The organism is Phenylobacterium sp., from assembly GCF_044358365.1.
In the GTDB taxonomy this organism is placed as follows: domain Bacteria; phylum Pseudomonadota; class Alphaproteobacteria; order Caulobacterales; family Caulobacteraceae; genus Phenylobacterium.
Map to the genome: position 1 here is coordinate 13786 of NZ_JBIKNZ010000018.1, position 15284 is coordinate 29069.

Below are 15284 nucleotides of genomic sequence, written 5' to 3' on the forward strand. Positions count from 1 at the left end.
CCGTAATGTACGGTTAGAGCAATGATCCTCGGCTTTTTACGTTTGCGCCAGTAAATTTTCGCTCACCTGGCAAACCGCAATTTCGAAGGCAGGAGAATGGGGCGTACAATTGACGTCGTAGCCAAAAACAAGAACGCCGCCGGGGTTAGCCGGCGGCGTCCAGGGTTTCAGATTTTCGCCCGTTCTAGAACTTCTTGCGGACGCTCACCTTGAAGGTCCGCCCGTAGGGGTTGCCGATGAAGGGGTCGTAGCTGGGTTCAAGGCGTGCCGCCGACGGGTCACGGTCCAGGATGTTGAACACCGAGGCGGTAACCGTCATGTCACCGGCCAGTTGCAGGCGGTAGGTCAGGTCGAAGGTGTAGAACTCCTTCACCTTCAGACCCAGCGTCGTCAGCTGGCAGTTGATCGCCGTCCCGGCCCGGGCGTTGGCGACGTTACAGTTGGTCGATGAACCGGTCTGGATGGTGGTCGGGCCACGGTTGTCGGTGGCGCCGCCCACATAGGTCATGTCCAGGCGAAGGTTGTGCTGATCGCGCGAGTATTCCGCATAGGAGCCCGCGCGGAGCTTGGACACGGTTCCCGGGAAACGGTCGTAGTTCGCAAAACCCAGCGCGCTGTACGCCGACGACACGAACACGCCGCCCAGACGGAACTCGCCGATGTCGTATTTCACCAGTCGGCTGAACGAACCGCCCACCGTGACATCGCCGCCCAGCACGTCCTTCAGCTTGTAGTCGATGCTGCCATCGATGCCGGAGACCTTGATCCGCGGACCGTTGACGGTATCCGACTTCACCCGCTGGATGTCGTTGCCGACCGTGACGCCCTGGATACAGGCGTTGTTGTTGGAGAAGGTGATCAGGCCGCGCAGCGCGCTGGCGCAGTTGACAGCCTGGGCTCCATTGCCAACCCCGCCGACGGCGGTGGCCACGATCTGCGCCGGAACCGTGACGATCTGGTCTTCTATGTTGAAGTGCCAGTAGTCAGCGATGATCCGAAGGCCGCCGCTCTGGAAGATGGCGCCGACATTGTAGGTGAAGGCCTTTTCCGGGCCGACACCCGGATTGCCGGCAAAATCGACCGACTTGAAGTTGTTGCCCGCCGCCTGGATGCCGGAGAGACCGGTCACGCCAGCCGTGGAGCGATTGGCCGGGGTCGGACCACGGAAGGTGGTGCCGACCGAGCCGCGCAGGGCGAAGCTTTCCACCACCTGCCACTTGACCGCGACCTTGGGGTTCACCGTGGAGCCGGTGAGGCCACCGTAGTCCTCGTAACGGATGGCCGCCTGTGCGTTGATCGTGTCGGTGATCGGCAGGTTGGTCTCAGCGAAGAACGCATAGACCGAGTCTTCAAGCTGCGTCGGCGTGCCCTGACCCAGGAAGATGTAGGGGCCGGTCGGCAGCGAGCAGTTCGTCGCGCCCGGGACGGGGCACGGCGTGACGCGAACGTCCTGGAAGGGGCTGCGGAGCGTGGACTGGAAATCGGTGGTGCGATACTGGCCGCCCGCCGCCCAGCCGATGGCGCCGCCCGGCAGTTCGATCGGCAGTTCGCCGTTGAACACCAGATCGACGACGAAGAGGTCCTGCACCTGACGGGTTTCGGCGCCACGCTCGAACAGCGAATCGACCAGAGCCGCGCTGTTGGCGTTTGCGGAGACGAAGCCCGGGTTTGTGAGGCCCAGAGCCGGGTTACCCGAATAGCCGTTGGAGAACGGGTTGAAGTACTGGCAGCCGTTGGCGCCCGGCGTGGCGCCGGTGCAGTTGGTTCCGCCGAAGCCATTCAGCGCCCGCTGCAGCTTGTCGATGAAGATGTCGGGCGTGTACTGACGATTCTGGGTCCTGGAGTAGGTGACGCCAACATCATAGCCAATGCCGGCGAACGGAAGCTCGCCGTTCAGTCCCGCCGACACCCGGAAAATGTCGTAGTTGCGGTAACCCTTCTGGCCGCCGTTGTCGAAGATCGGGTTGCCGCCGGAACCCAGCGGACGGAACAGGGTCAGCGAGACGCGGCTGGTCGCCGCGATCTGGGCCGGCGTGAAGCCGGCTTGCTGCAGCGCCGTCACCGCGCCCGGATTGCTGATCGGCGTCGAGAACACGCCCACGCTGCCGGGGCCGTTCGGGCCCTGGATCGGCGGGAAGCCCGGCGAGAAGCGGATCTGCGGGATGTCAGTCTTGGCCCAGTAGGCCTCGACGTGCAGCTTGGTGGTTTCGTTCAGATCAACATTGGCCTGGCCGAAGACGTGATAGCGGTCTTCGCGTTCGATCAGGTTGTCGAAGGGAATGAAGGTGAAGAAGCAGGCCGGTGTCGTGCCCGAGAAGCCGGAGAACCCACCAACGGCGCCGCAGTTGGCGTCGCGGGTCGGGCCGGCGATCGGCGCGCCTGTGGCGCCCAGCGGCAGGAAGGTGCCGGGCTGGCCCAGCACCGAATAGCCGGAGGGGTTCTGGGTGTAGGGGAGATAGGACCAGTCGCGATCCGTCGTCTTGAGTTCCGACCGGCGCTGATATCCGGCCGAGACCAGGATATTGGCGTTGTCGAAATTCTTTCCGTAGACGGCGTTGGCCGTGTAGTCGCCGTTGGAGCCGTCAACGAGGCGATAGTCGCCGCTGACTTCCAGGCCGTCGAAATTGGTGCGGGTGATGAAGTTCACCACGCCGGCGATGGCGTCGGAGCCGTAGGTGGCGGCCGCGCCGTCCTTCAGCACTTCGACCCGGCCAATGGCCGAGGCGGGCAACAGGTTTGTATCGACGCCGCCGCTGCCGGGGCCGGCCGATGCCGTGATGCGGCGGCCGTTGACCAGAACCAGCGTCCGGAGGCTTCCGAGACCGCGAAGGTTGATGGTACCGGCGCCGACCTGGCCCTGGGCTGCGGTCGAGAACTGGTTGGAGTCACCCAGAACCGGGCCGCTGATCGGCAGGCTCTTGATGAGATCGAGGGTGCTGGGCGAGCCGCGACGCTGCAACTCGTCCTGGCCGATCACCTCGACCGGAAGGGCGGCGTCTTCGGGGGTGCCCCGGATGAACGAGCCGGTGACGACGACTTCGTCGACTTCGGTCGCGGCCTGGCCGCTGTTCTGGGCCATGGCCTGGCCGGACGCTGCAAGCGTCATCGCGGCGGCAAGCACAGAAGCGCTGCAGAAGAATCTGCTTCGGGTCATATTTGTCCTCCCCTGGTGGCCTCTGGAGCGGGCCGAGCCTGGAAGAGGCCGGGTTATGTCGCGAAGATGAATTATTCTAGTCCTATTGCGCGGCGAAGCGGCGAACTTTTGACGTTGATGCGGCTTTGCAACACTTTACCACGTAAGCGATTGCGCCCTCTCGCTGGCCGTGAGGGGCGATCGGCTTCGATGATCGCCAGCGGGTCACGTTTTCGACGGAGCTGCCGAAAATCTGCGAAGGTGCGAAGGGCTTGAGCACTTCGCCGGACAAGTGATTCCTGTTGCGCTTCAGAACTGGGCGCCCTCATTTTGCACAACGTGGCTGCCCGGGGCTGCGGGGCGCGTCGATCTCGTCAGACTGATCGTGAGTGACGCAGGAACCCCCCTTTGATCCGCAAACGATAGTATTCGAGGGGCCAAACCTGGCGCGGGGCGGCGGCGCCGGGCTGGCGCTGATCCAGGCGTGGTGCAGGATCGCCGAATGTTGTCGGAAGCGCGGACGCAACCGGGTGGTTTTTGATATGCATTTGTCATGAGCGGTCCCGCGGCGCCGACGCGACATCACTGGAAGCTGGACGCGGCCGCGTTCGCCGCTCGGCCAAATCTGATCGCCGCTGTTGCAGCCGGTCTGGTCGGCGGCGTCGCGGCGGCGGCGCTGACGCCGGACCTGCGACTGGTTTCTTCCATGATCGTCGGATGGGATGTCTTCTGCCTGACCTTTCTGGTGCTGACGCTTCGCAGCCATGCGGGTCATGGGCCCGATGACATCCGCAGCTCGGCAGCCAGGCAGGATCAGGGACGGGCCACGATCCTGCTGATCGTCCTGACGGCCAGCGTCGCCAGTGTCGGCGCAGTTGGTCTGGAGCTATCCTTGGCCCAGGCTGAAGCTGGCTGGGCGAAAGGCCTTCGCGTTGCCGCCTGCGTGTTGACGCTCGGGGTGTCGTGGTTCCTGATCCAGACGGTTTACGCGCTGCACTATGCCCACGCCTACTACACTGTGGATCCAGCGACTGGGCAGGATGTGCGGGGGCTGATCTTCCCGGGCGGGGAGCCTCCCGACTATCGCGACTTCCTGCATTTCGCGATCGTGATCGGCGTTGCGGCGCAAACCGCAGACGTGGCCTTCAGTGACCGGCGGCTCCGGCGGCTGGGAACCGGACACAGCTTGATCGCCTTCGTATTCAACACATTGATTGTCGCCCTTGCGATCAACCTGGTGGCGGGTCTTTTCTGACGTTCGAAGCTTATCCACAAGCGGCCAACAGAAGTCTTTGGCCGCAACCAAAAGGCCGCATGGCGCGGCGTACGCCCTTCGCTAGAACAGTCTTATGACGCTCATTTCGTTCCCGCCCGTCGGCCAGCCCGTGTCGCGCATTCCCGCTGACCTTGAAGTCGAACAGGCCCTGCTGGGCATCCTTCTCTATGACAACTCGGCCCACGAACGGATCAGTGTGCCGCTTTCGCCTGACCATCTGCATGAGCCCGTCCATGCGCGGCTGTTTGGCGCCATTGAAGATCATATCCGAGCCGGGCAGCTAGCCGACCCGCTAACCATCGCCCAGCGATTCCAGGGTGACGTGGCATTCGAGGAACTGGGCGGCGTACGCTATCTCGCCGACCTCGTGGACAAGGCCCCCCCGGCCGCCAATGCGGCGGACTACGCCCGGGTAATTCACGACCTTGCGCTGCGCCGCGAACTGATCCGGCTTTCGGGTGAGATGTCCCTGGCCGCCGTGTCAGACACCGAGATGTCGGCCAAGGACCAGATCGAGGTGGTCGAGCAACAGTTGTTCAGCCTGGCCGAGAGCGGCGCCTCGTCCACCGGGTTCACAACCTTTCCAAACGCCTTGGCCCGCGCGCTTGAAAACACCGCCGAGGCGTTCTCGCGAGACGGCGGTCTGGCGGGAGTGTCCACCGGCCTCCACGATCTGGACAGGATGCTGGGCGGCCTGCACTCTTCGGACCTGCTGATCCTGGCGGGGCGGCCGTCCATGGGAAAGTCGTCGCTGGCGCTCAACATCGCCTTCGATGTCGCGCGTAAGTACGCCTGGGAGCCGCGGCCCGATGGCTCGAAAAAGACCATCAGTGGCGGGGTCGTCGCCTTCTTCCAGTTGGAAATGTCGGCTGATCAGCTGGCCATGCGCCTGTTGGCCGAGGTCTCGGGCATACCGTCCAACCTGATGCGAAAGGGCGAGATCAATCCGTCGGAATACGGGCGCATCCGCGAGGCTGCGCTCGATATCGAGGGGGCGCCGCTCTACATCGACGACACCGGCGGGATATCGATCTCCCAGCTTGCGGCGCGGGCGCGGCGGTTGAAGCGCACCTCCGGCCTCGACCTGATCGTTGTGGACTATCTGCAGCTGGTCACCGGTTCGGCCTCCAAGCGCAATGAAAACCGCGTGCAGGAAGTCAGCGAGATAACCCAGCAGATGAAGTCGCTGGCCAAGGAGCTGCAGGTGCCTGTCCTGGCTTGCGCCCAGCTTTCACGCCAGGTGGAGAGCCGTGAGGACAAGCGTCCCCAGCTGTCGGACCTGCGTGAATCCGGCTCCATCGAGCAGGACGCCGACGTCGTGATGTTCGTCTACCGGGAGGCCTACTACAAAGCCCGCCTGGAACCCCGGGAAAACACCCCCGAACACCTGGCCTGGCAGGACGAAATGGACCAGATCCGCAACCTCTCGGAACTGATCATCGCCAAGCAGCGTCACGGCCCCATCGGCACGGTCAAGCTGCACTTCGACGAGAACCTGACCAAGTTCAGTGACCTCGCGCAGCCCGGTCGGTATGAGCCGAACTGACGGGTAAGGCTGGCGCCCCGAAAAATATCAAAGCGGACCTTGGTTCCCGGTCTTTTAATCCGCAGGGGTGGGCGCCTGAAGCCCCCCACACGCCAGCGCGTGCCGGAGGAGAACCATGGAGTCGTCCACCCCGACCCCGATGTCATTGCCGGGGATTGCTGTTGTCGGCATGGATGCCCCCTTTCGCTGGCTCGGCGGCGGCTGGGTTGATCTGTGGCGTGCGCCACTGCCCTGCCTGACCTACGGCCTGGCGCTGTCGCTGGTCAGCCTCGGGCTGACGGCATGGGTCTATGTTCATGGCGCGTCACACTGGATCTTCGCCCTGACCTGCGGATTTGTGTTCGTGGCGCCGATCCTTGCAATGGGTCTCTATGAGGCCGGGCGCAGGCTGGAACTGGGCCAGAGGCCACAGTTGCCCGGAATGCTCCTGGTCGGTGCGGCGTTGCGCCAGGACATCGCCTACCTGGGTCTCGCGTTACTTCTGATCTTTCTTACCTGGGGCGGCATCGCCCAGATTGTCTATGGGCTCTCGACCAGCCAGATCCACCGCAATCTACCCGACCTGATCGCCTTCGCCGTCGGCACGTTCGAGGGCCGGCGCATGGTTTTGGCAGGATCATTGATCGGCGGCGCCATCGCCTTCTTCGCCTACAGTCTCGTGGTGGTGACGGCCCCCATGCTTCTGGATCGCCGCAATGACGTGTTTCGGGCGGTGGTCACGAGCGTGCGCACCGTGATCACGAACTTCTGGCCGATGGTCGTGTGGGCTGCGATCCTTGCCGCAATGACCCTGTCAACTGCAGCCACCGGATTTCTGGGCCTGACGCTGGTCTTCCCGTGGCTGGGTCTGGCCAGTTGGCGCGCCTACCGCGAACTGGTGCCCGACGATGCATAGCTCGCGGCGACGGGAAGGCGCACCCGATCTGCTCTCCCGAGGTCAGGAAAGAATGGTGGACGCGACTGGGATCGAACCAGTGACCCCCTCGATGTCAACGAGGTGCTCTCCCGCTGAGCTACGCATCCATCCTTCGGGAAGCGGGGATATATAGAGGGGTACCTACCTTAGCAACCCAGGTTTCAGGCGGCGATCATCCGTTCGACCTCGTTGACGATCTCGCGCAAATGGATCGGTTTACTCAGGACCTTGGCGCCGGCAGGGGCCTTGTCGCCTGCAGCCAGCGCAACAGCGGCGAACCCGGTGATAAACATGATCCGGAGGCCCGGATGTTTGGCGGCCGCCTGGCGGGCCACCTCGATCCCGTCCAGACCGGGCATCACTATGTCGGTCAGCAACAGGTCCCAGGGCTCATCCAGAAACGTCACCGCGGCTTCGCCGTCGGCGCAGGCGATCACCTCGTGGCCGGCGCGCTCAAGAGCGCGGGCCAGAAAGCCGCGGAGGGAATCGTCGTCTTCGGCGAGGAGGATGCGTGACATGGGCCGCTGCGTGGTTGAACCTCCATAATAGCCCAAGAAGGGTAAAGGCGCGATGAAGGGTCGTTTGACGCTGGGGGGCGGGCGCCCTTCTATGGCCCTGATGACCGCCCTCGAGCCCCTGCCTGCCGCCGATTCGCCCGACTATGCGGCGGCATTCGTGGTGCGTCGCGCCGGAAGCGGTGCTCCGCCCACGCCGCTGGTGTTCGCGTCACCGCATTCGGGACGTCACTATCCCGATGATCTGATGTCGGCGGCGGTGCTGGATGCGGTCAGCATCCGTCGATCCGAAGACGCGTTTGTTGACGACCTGATCGCCGAGGCGCCTGCTCATGGGGCCGCCCTGATCACCGCCAATTTCGCCCGGGCCTATGTGGATCTGAATCGGGAACCTTTCGAGCTGGATGCTTCGATGTTCGCCGATGAGGTGCCAGAATTTGCGCGCGGCCGAACGGCGCGGGTAGCTGCGGGGCTCGGCACCATCGCCCGGGTGGTTTCCGAGGGCCAGGAGATCTACCACCGCAAACTGATGTACGCTGAGGCCGAGACCCGGATCGCCGGCGCGCACCGCCCCTACCATCAGGCGCTGGAGAAGCTGATCGCCGAGACCCGGGCCACTCATGGCTTCGCAATACTGGTGGACTGGCACTCCATGCCGTCGGCCGCCGCGCGGTCAGGCGCCAGGGACCGGCCCAGCGATATGGTGCTTGGCGACCGATTTGGCGCAGCCTGCGCTGGCGTTCTGCCTACTCGCGTTGAGCGGGGGCTGGCGGAGTTGGGCTACCGCGTCACGCGCAACACCCCCTACGCTGGCGGCTACACCACCGAACACTATGGCAAGCCGCACCGGGGCGTTCACGCCCTCCAGATCGAGATCAACCGGGCCCTCTATCTGGACGAGGCGACGCTGGAGCCGACGTCGGGGTTTGACCGGCTGAAGGGCCATGTGGAGGGGCTGACGCAGGCGCTGGCGGCGGCGGACTGGTCGGGACTGCGGGCGGCGTAGGCGCGCGCAGATCGATAAGCGTCTCGGGTGAAGCTCGCCAAACCCCGCTTGCGTCGAGCCCACTGACCCGGGTTTGCAGCGCACAAAGTTTGCGGCCCCACGCCCAGGATTTCAGGCGTCAGCACGAAAAGTCGCAAATTCCTCGCAAAAACAGTGTATGGCCTCGCGCCACGCCGCCACACCCTTATGTGCGCCGCACAACGGGGTGGTGATTGTGGTCGCCTTCCCCTACAAGCGCGCCCTTCCGAACGAGACTGCCGAACCATGTCCCTCCGAAATATCGCCATCATCGCCCACGTCGACCACGGCAAGACCACGCTTGTGGACCAGCTTCTGGCCCAGTCAGGCGTCTTCCGAGCCAATGAGGCGACGGTCGAGCGCGCCATGGATTCCAACGACCAGGAGCGCGAGCGCGGGATCACCATCCTGGCTAAGTGCACCAGCGTGCTCTGGCACGGCGAGGCCGGCGAGACCCGGATCAACATCATCGACACCCCCGGCCACGCCGACTTCGGCGGCGAGGTAGAGCGGATCCTCGGCATGGTGGATGGCTGCGTCATCCTGGTGGACGCCGAGGAAGGCGTGATGCCGCAGACCAAGTTCGTGCTGGGCAAGGCGCTGAAGATGGGCCTGAAGCCGATCCTGTGTCTGAACAAGGTCGACCGCCCGCACGCCGATCCCGACCGGATCCTGAATGACGCCTTCGACCTGTTCGCCGCCATGGGCGCCACCGACGAGCAGCTCGACTTCCCGCACATCTACGCGTCGGGCAAGAACGGCTGGGCGACCATGGACATGGCCCAGCCCAACGACAATCTGGCCCCGCTGTTCGACCTGATCGTGCGCCACGTGCCGGAGCCGAAGGTTGTCGAAAACAAGGACAAGCCGTTCCAGATCCTCTCGGTACTGATCGAAAACGACCCGTTCCTGGGCCGCCTGCTCACCGGTCGGATCCAGTCCGGCAAGGCGACCCCTGGCATGGCCATTCATGCGCTGTCGCTGGATGGCAAGGAAATCGAGCGCGGCCGGATCACCAAGGTTCTGGCCTTCCGCGGCCTGAAGCGACAGCCGATCGACGACGCCGAAGCCGGCGATATCGTTGCGATTGCAGGCCTTTCGAAAGCCACCGTGGCCGACACCCTGTGTGCGATGGAAGTCACCGAGGCCCTGCCGGCGCAGCCGATCGATCCGCCGACCATTTCCATGACTGTCTCCGTCAACGACAGCCCCCTGGCCGGCCGCGAAGGCGACAAGGTCCAGAGCCGCGTGATCGCTGCGCGTCTGCTGAAAGAAGCCGAATCCAACGTCGCCATCCGCGTCACAGAGACTCCCGACAAGGACGCCTACGAAGTCGCCGGCCGCGGCGAACTGCAACTGGGCGTGCTGATCGAGAGCATGCGCCGCGAAGGCTTCGAACTCTCCATCAGCCGCCCGCGGGTGGTGTTCCAGAACGATCCCGAGACCGGCGAGCGGCTGGAGCCGATAGAGGATGTCATGATCGACGTCGACGATGAGTTTTCCGGTATCGTCATCGAGAAGCTGTCGGCCCGGAAGGCCGAGCTGAAGGACATGGGCCCTTCGGGTGCGGGCAAGACCCGCATCAGCCTGATGAGCCCGTCGCGCTCGCTGATCGGCTACCAGGGCGAGTTCCTCACCGACACTCGCGGCTCGGGCGTGCTGAACCGCGTGTTCAGCCACTACGAGCCCTACAAGGGCGCCATCGACGCCGGTCGCAAGGGCGTGCTGGTCTCCAACGGCGATGGTGAGACGGCGGCCTTCGCGCTGTGGAACCTGGAAGACCGCGGCTTCATGTTCGTCGGCGCGGGCGAGAAGACCTACCAGGGCATGATCATCGGCGAGAACTCGCGATCGGACGACCTCGACGTCAATCCGATGAAGGCCAAGCAGCTCACCAACGTCCGCGCGTCCGGCAAGGACGAGGCCGTTCGCCTCACCCCGCCACGCCGCCCGACCCTCGAACAGGCCATCGCCTACATCGAGGAGGACGAGTTGGTCGAGGTGACGCCCAAGTCCATCCGGCTACGCAAGCGGGTCCTGAACCCTTCGTTCCGCAAGAAGCGCGTCAAGGAAGAGTAGGGGCCCAACGGCCTCAATCCTCGACGATCCGGCTTGCCTTGCGCGTATCGGGCATCAGCACGTAGACCGCCAGTGACGCCGCGATCACCACGGTAACGTAGGTGAAGAACCAGGTCTCGGCGCCGGCCTGTTTCAATGCCAGCGCCACATACTCCGCCGTCCCGCCAAATACGGCGTTGGCCAGGGAATACGGCAAGGCCACGCCGAGCGCCCTGACCTCGGTGGGAAACAGTTCCGCCTTTACAACCGCATTTACCGAGGAATAGGCCGAGAGCACCACCAGGGCGGCGGTGACGAGGCCAAACGCCAGCCAGGGGTCGCGCGTGGCTGCAAGCGTCGAAAGCATCGGCCAGGTCAGCGCTGCGCCCAGCACGCCGAAGGTCATCAGAATTGCGCGCCGTCCCACCCGGTCGGACAGGGCGCCCATCAGCGGATTGATCAGCATGAAGATCGCCAGCCCGGCGGCGACGATCAGGTTCGCCTGGTCCTTGGTGAAGCCCGAGGTGTTGACGAGGAATTTCTGGATGTAGGTGGTGTAGGTGTAATAGGCCAGCGTGCCCCCGGCGGTAAGGCCGATCACCGTCAGCGCCTCTCGCGGATGACTGCGGATCAGGCCTATCGTCGTGGCTCTGGGGCCTGTGCGGGCGTGAAACGACGGCGTCTCGTCCATCCCGCGCCTGAGCCAGAACACCGCCACCGCCAGACCGCCGCCCATGAAGAACGGAACCCGCCAGCCCCAGGCCTGCATCTCCTCCGGCGTCAGCACAGCCGTCAGCACCAGCAGCACGCCCATGGCCATCAGTTGGCCGGCGATCAGGGTCGAATAGAAGACGCCCGACCAGAAGCCGCGATTCTTCCGGCTGGCCATCTCCGACAGATAGGTGGCGCTGACGCCATATTCGCCGCCCATGCTGATCCCCTGCAGGATCCGGGCGAACACCAGGATCGCCGGGGCGGCCACGCCGATTTCGGCCTCACCCGGACAGACCGCAATGAGCAGCGAACCCGCACACATCAGGCTGACCGCCAGCACCATCGCCGTTTTGCGACCGACCCGGTCGCCGTAGAGCCCCATCAGCCAGGCGCCCAGTGGCCGCGCCATGAACCCCACGCCGAACACCGCCGCCGTGCTCAGCAGTTGCGCGGTCCGGTCGCCTTCCGGAAAGAAGACCTTGGAAAAATAGAGGCCGAACGCCGCATAGACGAACCAGTCGAAGCTCTCGACCAGATTGCCCGCCGATCCGGCCAGGATCGAGCGGAGTCGGTTGGCGGGCAGCCCCGCAGTCTGCGTCATCGGTTGTTCGCCGCCCCCGTTCGCGGCTATCGATATCGCGAGAGACGAGGAAAGCCATGCTGAAACTGTTCACCGCCACCGGAACCATCGGCCTGGCCTGTGAGATCGCGCTTGAGGAGGCCGGTGCGGCCTGCGAGGTCGTCCGGATGAACTTTGCCGACAACGCCCAGCGCCAGCCGGACTACCTGGCGATCAACCCCAAGTCCCGCGTGCCGGCGCTGGTCTGCGACCAGGGCGTGATCACCGAAGCGCCGGCGATCCTCGGCTATGTGGCCCAGGCGTTCCCTGGCGCAGGCCTCGCACCGCTGGGAGACGCCTTCGCCATGGCCCAGGTGCAGGCGTTCAACAGCTATCTGTGCTCCTGGGTTCATCCCGCTGCCGCGCACCGTCACCGTGGCTATCGCTGGGCCGACACCCCCGCCGCCCTAGCCGATATGCGCGAAAAGGCGCCGAAGGTGTTCGCCGAGGCGATGGGCCTGATCGAGGCGGAATACGTGCGCGGCCCCTGGGTGATGGGCGAGCGCTACACGATCTGCGACCCGTACCTCTATGTGGTCTCAAGCTGGCTACCGCGCGACGGCATCGACATGGCGCAGTTCCCGAAGGTGGCTGACCACTTCGCGCGGATGGGCGAACGGGCCGCGGTGAACGCCGTGTTGGCGCGAGTGGCGGCCGGGTGACAGGAACGTCTGCAGGTGTAGGCCCAGCCTTGGGAATGACATCTGTTCGGCTTAAGAGACGGTCATGACCTCCTTAACGCCCCCTGCGAAACCCCCGCGCCACTATCCGACGTCAGCGGCCAAATGCGCTGATCTGGTGGTGCACATCGTGGGCCTGACGCTGGCTCTGGTGGGCGGGATCGTGCTGCTGGTGCTGGCAGTCCGCGACGGGTCGATCAGCCAGGTGGTGGGCGTATCCATCTATGCTGCCGGCGTGGTCGCCATGCTGGCCTTCTCGACCGCCTACAATTTCGCCAAGCCTCAGTATCGACCCACGCTGCGACGGCTGGATCATGCCGGCATCTTCCTGATGATCGCGGCTTCCTACACGCCCTTCACCACCCAGGCTCTGACCGGGCGGTGGGCGTGGGGCATGACCATCGCGGTCTGGTCGATCGCCGGGCTGGGTGCGCTGGGAAAGTTGTTCCTGCCGCACATCGGTCGCAAGCTGTGGGTGGCGGTCTATGTGGCGCTGGGCTGGCTGGTGGTGGTGGCGCTCAAGCCGATGATCGATGCCCTGGCCTGGTACGCCCTGTTGCTGCTGGTGGCCGGCGGCCTGCTCTATTCCACGGGCGTGATCTTCTATGTGAACAAGCAGCTGAAGTTCGCCCGCGCCATCTGGCACGGCCATGTGGTGGCCGCCGCCGCGACTCACTGGACCGCCGTGCTGGTGGGCGTGGTTCTGACCTCACAGACCTGAGTTCCAGTCGCCCCCTTGTGCTTGGGGGTAGGATTACGATGATGACCGGACAGGGCATCGTCGAACAGGGCCGCCACGACGATCTGATCGCGGCGGGCGGGGTCTATGCGGGCCTCTACAGTGTGCAGGCCAGTCTGTAGTCAGTAGGGCCGCTCCATGAAGACGTCGGCCCGAACGTAGGGTGTGTCTGTCGGCGGCAGGTCTCGAAAACCCATGGCGCGGTAGAGCGCCAGCGCCGGGGCAAGGTGCGAGCTGGTTTCAAGGTAGAGCCGGGTCGCGCCCGCTTCGGCGCCGGCGTCGATACAGCGCTGCATCAGACAACGACCCAGTCCCGAGCCCCGCAGGGTCTCGGCGACCGTCATCTTGGCGACCTCGAACCCGCCGTCTGCCATCTTCATCAGCGCCACGCAGCCGACCGGCGCGCCATCCAGCATCGCCATGAATATCCGACCGCCTTTGTCGATAATCTTCAGCTGGGGTTGACCCAGGACCTCGCGATCCTTGGCCTCGAGCGCGAAATACTTCTCGATCCACGCCTCGTTCAGCGTTCGGAACGCCTCGGCATGGGCCGGTTCGAATTCGACGATGTCCATGGCGCGTCCCCAAGGGTAGTCAACGGCCCAGTCCAAAGCCAAAGTCGCCGCCATGGTCAATTCGATTTACGCCGCCCTGCCCACCACGGTCTTCGCCGAGATGTCGGGGCTGGCCGCCCAGCTGGGCGCCATCAACCTCGGCCAGGGGTTCCCGGACGATCCCGGCCCGGAGGCCGTCCGTGCAAAGGCCGCCGACGCGGTGCTCAACGGCTATAACCAGTATCCGCCGATGACGGGCCTGCCGGAACTGCGCCAGGCGGTGGCGGCGCACTATAACGCTACGCAGGGGCTGGATCTCGACTGGGCCGGCGAAGTCACCATCACCTCCGGCGCCACCGAGGCCCTGGCGGTGAGTTTCTTCGGGCTTATCGAGCCGGGCGATGAGGTGATTGTCTTCCAGCCGTTCTACGACAGCTACCTGCCGGTGATCCGCCGCGCCGGCGGCGTGCCAAGACTGGTGACGCTGAAGCCGCCCCACTGGCGGTTCGATCGGGCGATGCTGGAGGCCGCCTTCAGCGCGCGCACCCGGCTGGTGGTGCTCAACAATCCCATGAACCCCACCGGCGTCGTCCTGCCCGATGAGGACCTGGTATTGCTGGCGGCGTTCTGCGTGGCCCACGATGCCGTCGTGGTCTGCGACGAGGTCTGGGAGAAGGTCGTGTTTTCGGGCGCTCGCCATCGTCCCCTGATGAGCTATCCCGGCATGCGCGAGCGGACGGTGAAAATCGGCTCGGCCGGCAAGATGTTCGGCCTGACCGGCTGGAAGGTGGGCTACCTCTGCGCCGCGCCGGCTCTGACCCACGCCCTGACCCGCGCCCATCAGTTCCTGACCTTCACCACGCCGCCCAACCTGCAGACCGCCGTGGCCTGGGGGCTGGAGAACGCCCACGACTGGTTTCGAGAGATGCCGGCGGGCCTGGAACGATCCCGCGACCGGATGGCCGAGGGGCTGCGGCGCGAGGGATTTTCGGTGCTGCCCGCTGACGGCACCTATTTCCTCTGCATGGATCTGATGGCCTCGGGAATCGAAGAGGGCGACCGCGATTTCTGCCTGCGCGCGGTCAAGGAGGCCGGCGTCGCCGCGATCCCGGTCTCGGCCTTCTATGAGACGGAGCCGGTGACGGGCATCGTGCGGCTGTGTTTCTCCAAGGCGGACGACACGCTTGACGAGGGCGTCCGTCGGCTGGCGCGGGCGCGAGACCTTTCGCGCGCGACCACGGCCTGATGCCTGAATACCGCATCTACCGGACCGACATCGTGCCGGAGCCACTGTTGATCGGCGCGGCGATCTTCGCCACGGATCAGGCCGCCCTGGCCGACACGGCGCGTTCCAGGCCGGACGGATGGGTCGTGGAGGTCTTCCGGCCCGCCCAGGACGTCTTCGTGGGTCGTATCGAAGCGGACGGTCGCGTCACGACCGAGCTGGATCCGGCGTAATCCGCGCCGGGCGGCCTGGCGCCTTACCTCCCGCCGCTATGCGGGGGAGGTA

At 64.9% G+C, this 15284-nt stretch carries 13 protein-coding genes and 1 tRNA gene; 9 read left to right on the forward strand and 5 right to left on the reverse strand.

Translation table 11 applies throughout. From position 1 onward, the window contains the following. Window positions 1-184 precede the first annotated feature (184 nt). Window positions 185-3154, reverse strand: coding sequence for a TonB-dependent receptor domain-containing protein (locus ACIQ3B_RS07170; protein WP_397401055.1), 2970 nt, complete (start codon window positions 3152-3154; stop codon window positions 185-187). Between the two features lie 532 nt (window positions 3155-3686). On the opposite strand from ACIQ3B_RS07170, the gene ACIQ3B_RS07175 reads away from it, so the two are divergent. The 3 genes from ACIQ3B_RS07175 (at window position 3687) to ACIQ3B_RS07185 (ending at window position 6850) form a co-directional block, all read left to right on the forward strand. Further along, the gene (locus ACIQ3B_RS07175) at window positions 3687-4388 is read left to right on the forward strand and encodes a DUF1345 domain-containing protein (RefSeq protein WP_397401057.1); all 702 of its coding nucleotides are present in this window, start codon (window positions 3687-3689) and stop codon (window positions 4386-4388) included. Window positions 4389-4482: 94 nt separating this feature from the next. After that, complete coding sequence (locus ACIQ3B_RS07180; protein ID WP_397401059.1) at window positions 4483-5955, forward strand: replicative DNA helicase; 1473 nt, start codon at window positions 4483-4485, stop codon at window positions 5953-5955. 115 nt (window positions 5956-6070) lie between these two features. After that, window positions 6071-6850: a DUF2189 domain-containing protein gene (locus ACIQ3B_RS07185; RefSeq protein WP_397401061.1), complete on the forward strand. Its 780-nt coding sequence runs from the start codon at window positions 6071-6073 to the stop codon at window positions 6848-6850. Window positions 6851-6903: 53 nt separating this feature from the next. On the opposite strand, the gene ACIQ3B_RS07190 is transcribed toward ACIQ3B_RS07185, so the two are convergent. Continuing rightward, window positions 6904-6978: transfer RNA gene (locus ACIQ3B_RS07190), tRNA-Val, on the reverse strand. Window positions 6979-7032: 54 nt separating this feature from the next. Then, window positions 7033-7389 (reverse strand): cell cycle two-component system response regulator CpdR, encoded by a 357-nt coding sequence (gene cpdR, locus ACIQ3B_RS07195; RefSeq protein WP_397401063.1) that lies wholly within the window; start codon window positions 7387-7389, stop codon window positions 7033-7035. Window positions 7390-7489: 100 nt separating this feature from the next. Here cpdR and ACIQ3B_RS07200 point away from each other — a divergent pair, with 100 nt between their 5' ends. Then, window positions 7490-8392: an N-formylglutamate amidohydrolase gene (locus tag ACIQ3B_RS07200; protein ID WP_397401126.1), complete on the forward strand. Its 903-nt coding sequence runs from the start codon at window positions 7490-7492 to the stop codon at window positions 8390-8392. 264 nt (window positions 8393-8656) lie between these two features. Further along, window positions 8657-10489, forward strand: a complete 1833-nt coding sequence (gene typA / locus ACIQ3B_RS07205) for a translational GTPase TypA (RefSeq protein WP_397401065.1) — start codon at window positions 8657-8659, stop codon at window positions 10487-10489. Between the two features lie 13 nt (window positions 10490-10502). Here typA and ACIQ3B_RS07210 read toward each other — a convergent pair whose 3' ends face one another. Beyond that, entirely contained in the window at window positions 10503-11783 is a 1281-nt protein-coding gene (locus tag ACIQ3B_RS07210) for an MFS transporter (protein WP_397401067.1), read from the reverse strand. A gap of 56 nt (window positions 11784-11839) precedes the next feature. Between ACIQ3B_RS07210 and ACIQ3B_RS07215 the strand changes: the two genes are divergently transcribed. Together ACIQ3B_RS07215 and ACIQ3B_RS07220 are read left to right on the forward strand one after the other, a co-directional pair. Then, window positions 11840-12463, forward strand: coding sequence for a glutathione S-transferase family protein (locus ACIQ3B_RS07215; protein ID WP_397401069.1), 624 nt, complete (start codon window positions 11840-11842; stop codon window positions 12461-12463). Window positions 12464-12527: 64 nt separating this feature from the next. Continuing rightward, window positions 12528-13202 (forward strand): hemolysin III family protein, encoded by a 675-nt coding sequence (locus ACIQ3B_RS07220; protein ID WP_397401071.1) that lies wholly within the window; start codon window positions 12528-12530, stop codon window positions 13200-13202. A 140-nt stretch (window positions 13203-13342) separates the two neighbouring features. Here ACIQ3B_RS07220 and ACIQ3B_RS07225 read toward each other — a convergent pair whose 3' ends face one another. Next, on the reverse strand, window positions 13343-13795 hold the full coding sequence (locus ACIQ3B_RS07225; protein ID WP_397401073.1) for a GNAT family N-acetyltransferase: 453 nt from the start codon (window positions 13793-13795) through the stop codon (window positions 13343-13345). A 52-nt stretch (window positions 13796-13847) separates the two neighbouring features. Between ACIQ3B_RS07225 and ACIQ3B_RS07230 the strand changes: the two genes are divergently transcribed. Both ACIQ3B_RS07230 and ACIQ3B_RS07235 read left to right on the forward strand, forming a co-directional pair. Then, a complete protein-coding gene (locus ACIQ3B_RS07230) occupies window positions 13848-15020 on the forward strand; it encodes an aminotransferase (protein WP_397401075.1) in 1173 nt (390 codons plus the stop codon). Further along, complete coding sequence (locus tag ACIQ3B_RS07235) at window positions 15020-15232, forward strand: hypothetical protein (RefSeq protein WP_397401077.1); 213 nt, start codon at window positions 15020-15022, stop codon at window positions 15230-15232. Before ACIQ3B_RS07230 ends, ACIQ3B_RS07235 begins: the two co-directional genes overlap by 1 nt. The last annotated feature ends 52 nt before the right edge of the window (window positions 15233-15284 follow it).

What these genes read in the sequence shown, in the direction of transcription:
- ACIQ3B_RS07170 (WP_397401055.1), bottom strand. Translation starts at nt 3,154, where the DNA reads ATGACCCGAAGCAGATTCTTCTGCAGCGCTTCTGTGCTTGCCGCCGCG.
- cpdR (WP_397401063.1), bottom strand. Translation starts at nt 7,389, where the DNA reads ATGTCACGCATCCTCCTCGCCGAAGACGACGATTCCCTCCGCGGCTTT.
- ACIQ3B_RS07185 (WP_397401061.1), top strand. Translation starts at nt 6,071, where the DNA reads ATGGAGTCGTCCACCCCGACCCCGATGTCATTGCCGGGGATTGCTGTT.
- ACIQ3B_RS07220 (WP_397401071.1), top strand. Translation starts at nt 12,528, where the DNA reads ATGACCTCCTTAACGCCCCCTGCGAAACCCCCGCGCCACTATCCGACG.
- ACIQ3B_RS07200 (WP_397401126.1), top strand. Translation starts at nt 7,490, where the DNA reads ATGACCGCCCTCGAGCCCCTGCCTGCCGCCGATTCGCCCGACTATGCG.
- ACIQ3B_RS07230 (WP_397401075.1), top strand. Translation starts at nt 13,848, where the DNA reads ATGGTCAATTCGATTTACGCCGCCCTGCCCACCACGGTCTTCGCCGAG.
- ACIQ3B_RS07210 (WP_397401067.1), bottom strand. Translation starts at nt 11,783, where the DNA reads ATGACGCAGACTGCGGGGCTGCCCGCCAACCGACTCCGCTCGATCCTG.
- typA (WP_397401065.1), top strand. Translation starts at nt 8,657, where the DNA reads ATGTCCCTCCGAAATATCGCCATCATCGCCCACGTCGACCACGGCAAG.
- ACIQ3B_RS07215 (WP_397401069.1), top strand. Translation starts at nt 11,840, where the DNA reads ATGCTGAAACTGTTCACCGCCACCGGAACCATCGGCCTGGCCTGTGAG.
- ACIQ3B_RS07175 (WP_397401057.1), top strand. Translation starts at nt 3,687, where the DNA reads ATGAGCGGTCCCGCGGCGCCGACGCGACATCACTGGAAGCTGGACGCG.
- ACIQ3B_RS07180 (WP_397401059.1), top strand. Translation starts at nt 4,483, where the DNA reads ATGACGCTCATTTCGTTCCCGCCCGTCGGCCAGCCCGTGTCGCGCATT.
- ACIQ3B_RS07225 (WP_397401073.1), bottom strand. Translation starts at nt 13,795, where the DNA reads ATGGACATCGTCGAATTCGAACCGGCCCATGCCGAGGCGTTCCGAACG.
- ACIQ3B_RS07235 (WP_397401077.1), top strand. Translation starts at nt 15,020, where the DNA reads ATGCCTGAATACCGCATCTACCGGACCGACATCGTGCCGGAGCCACTG.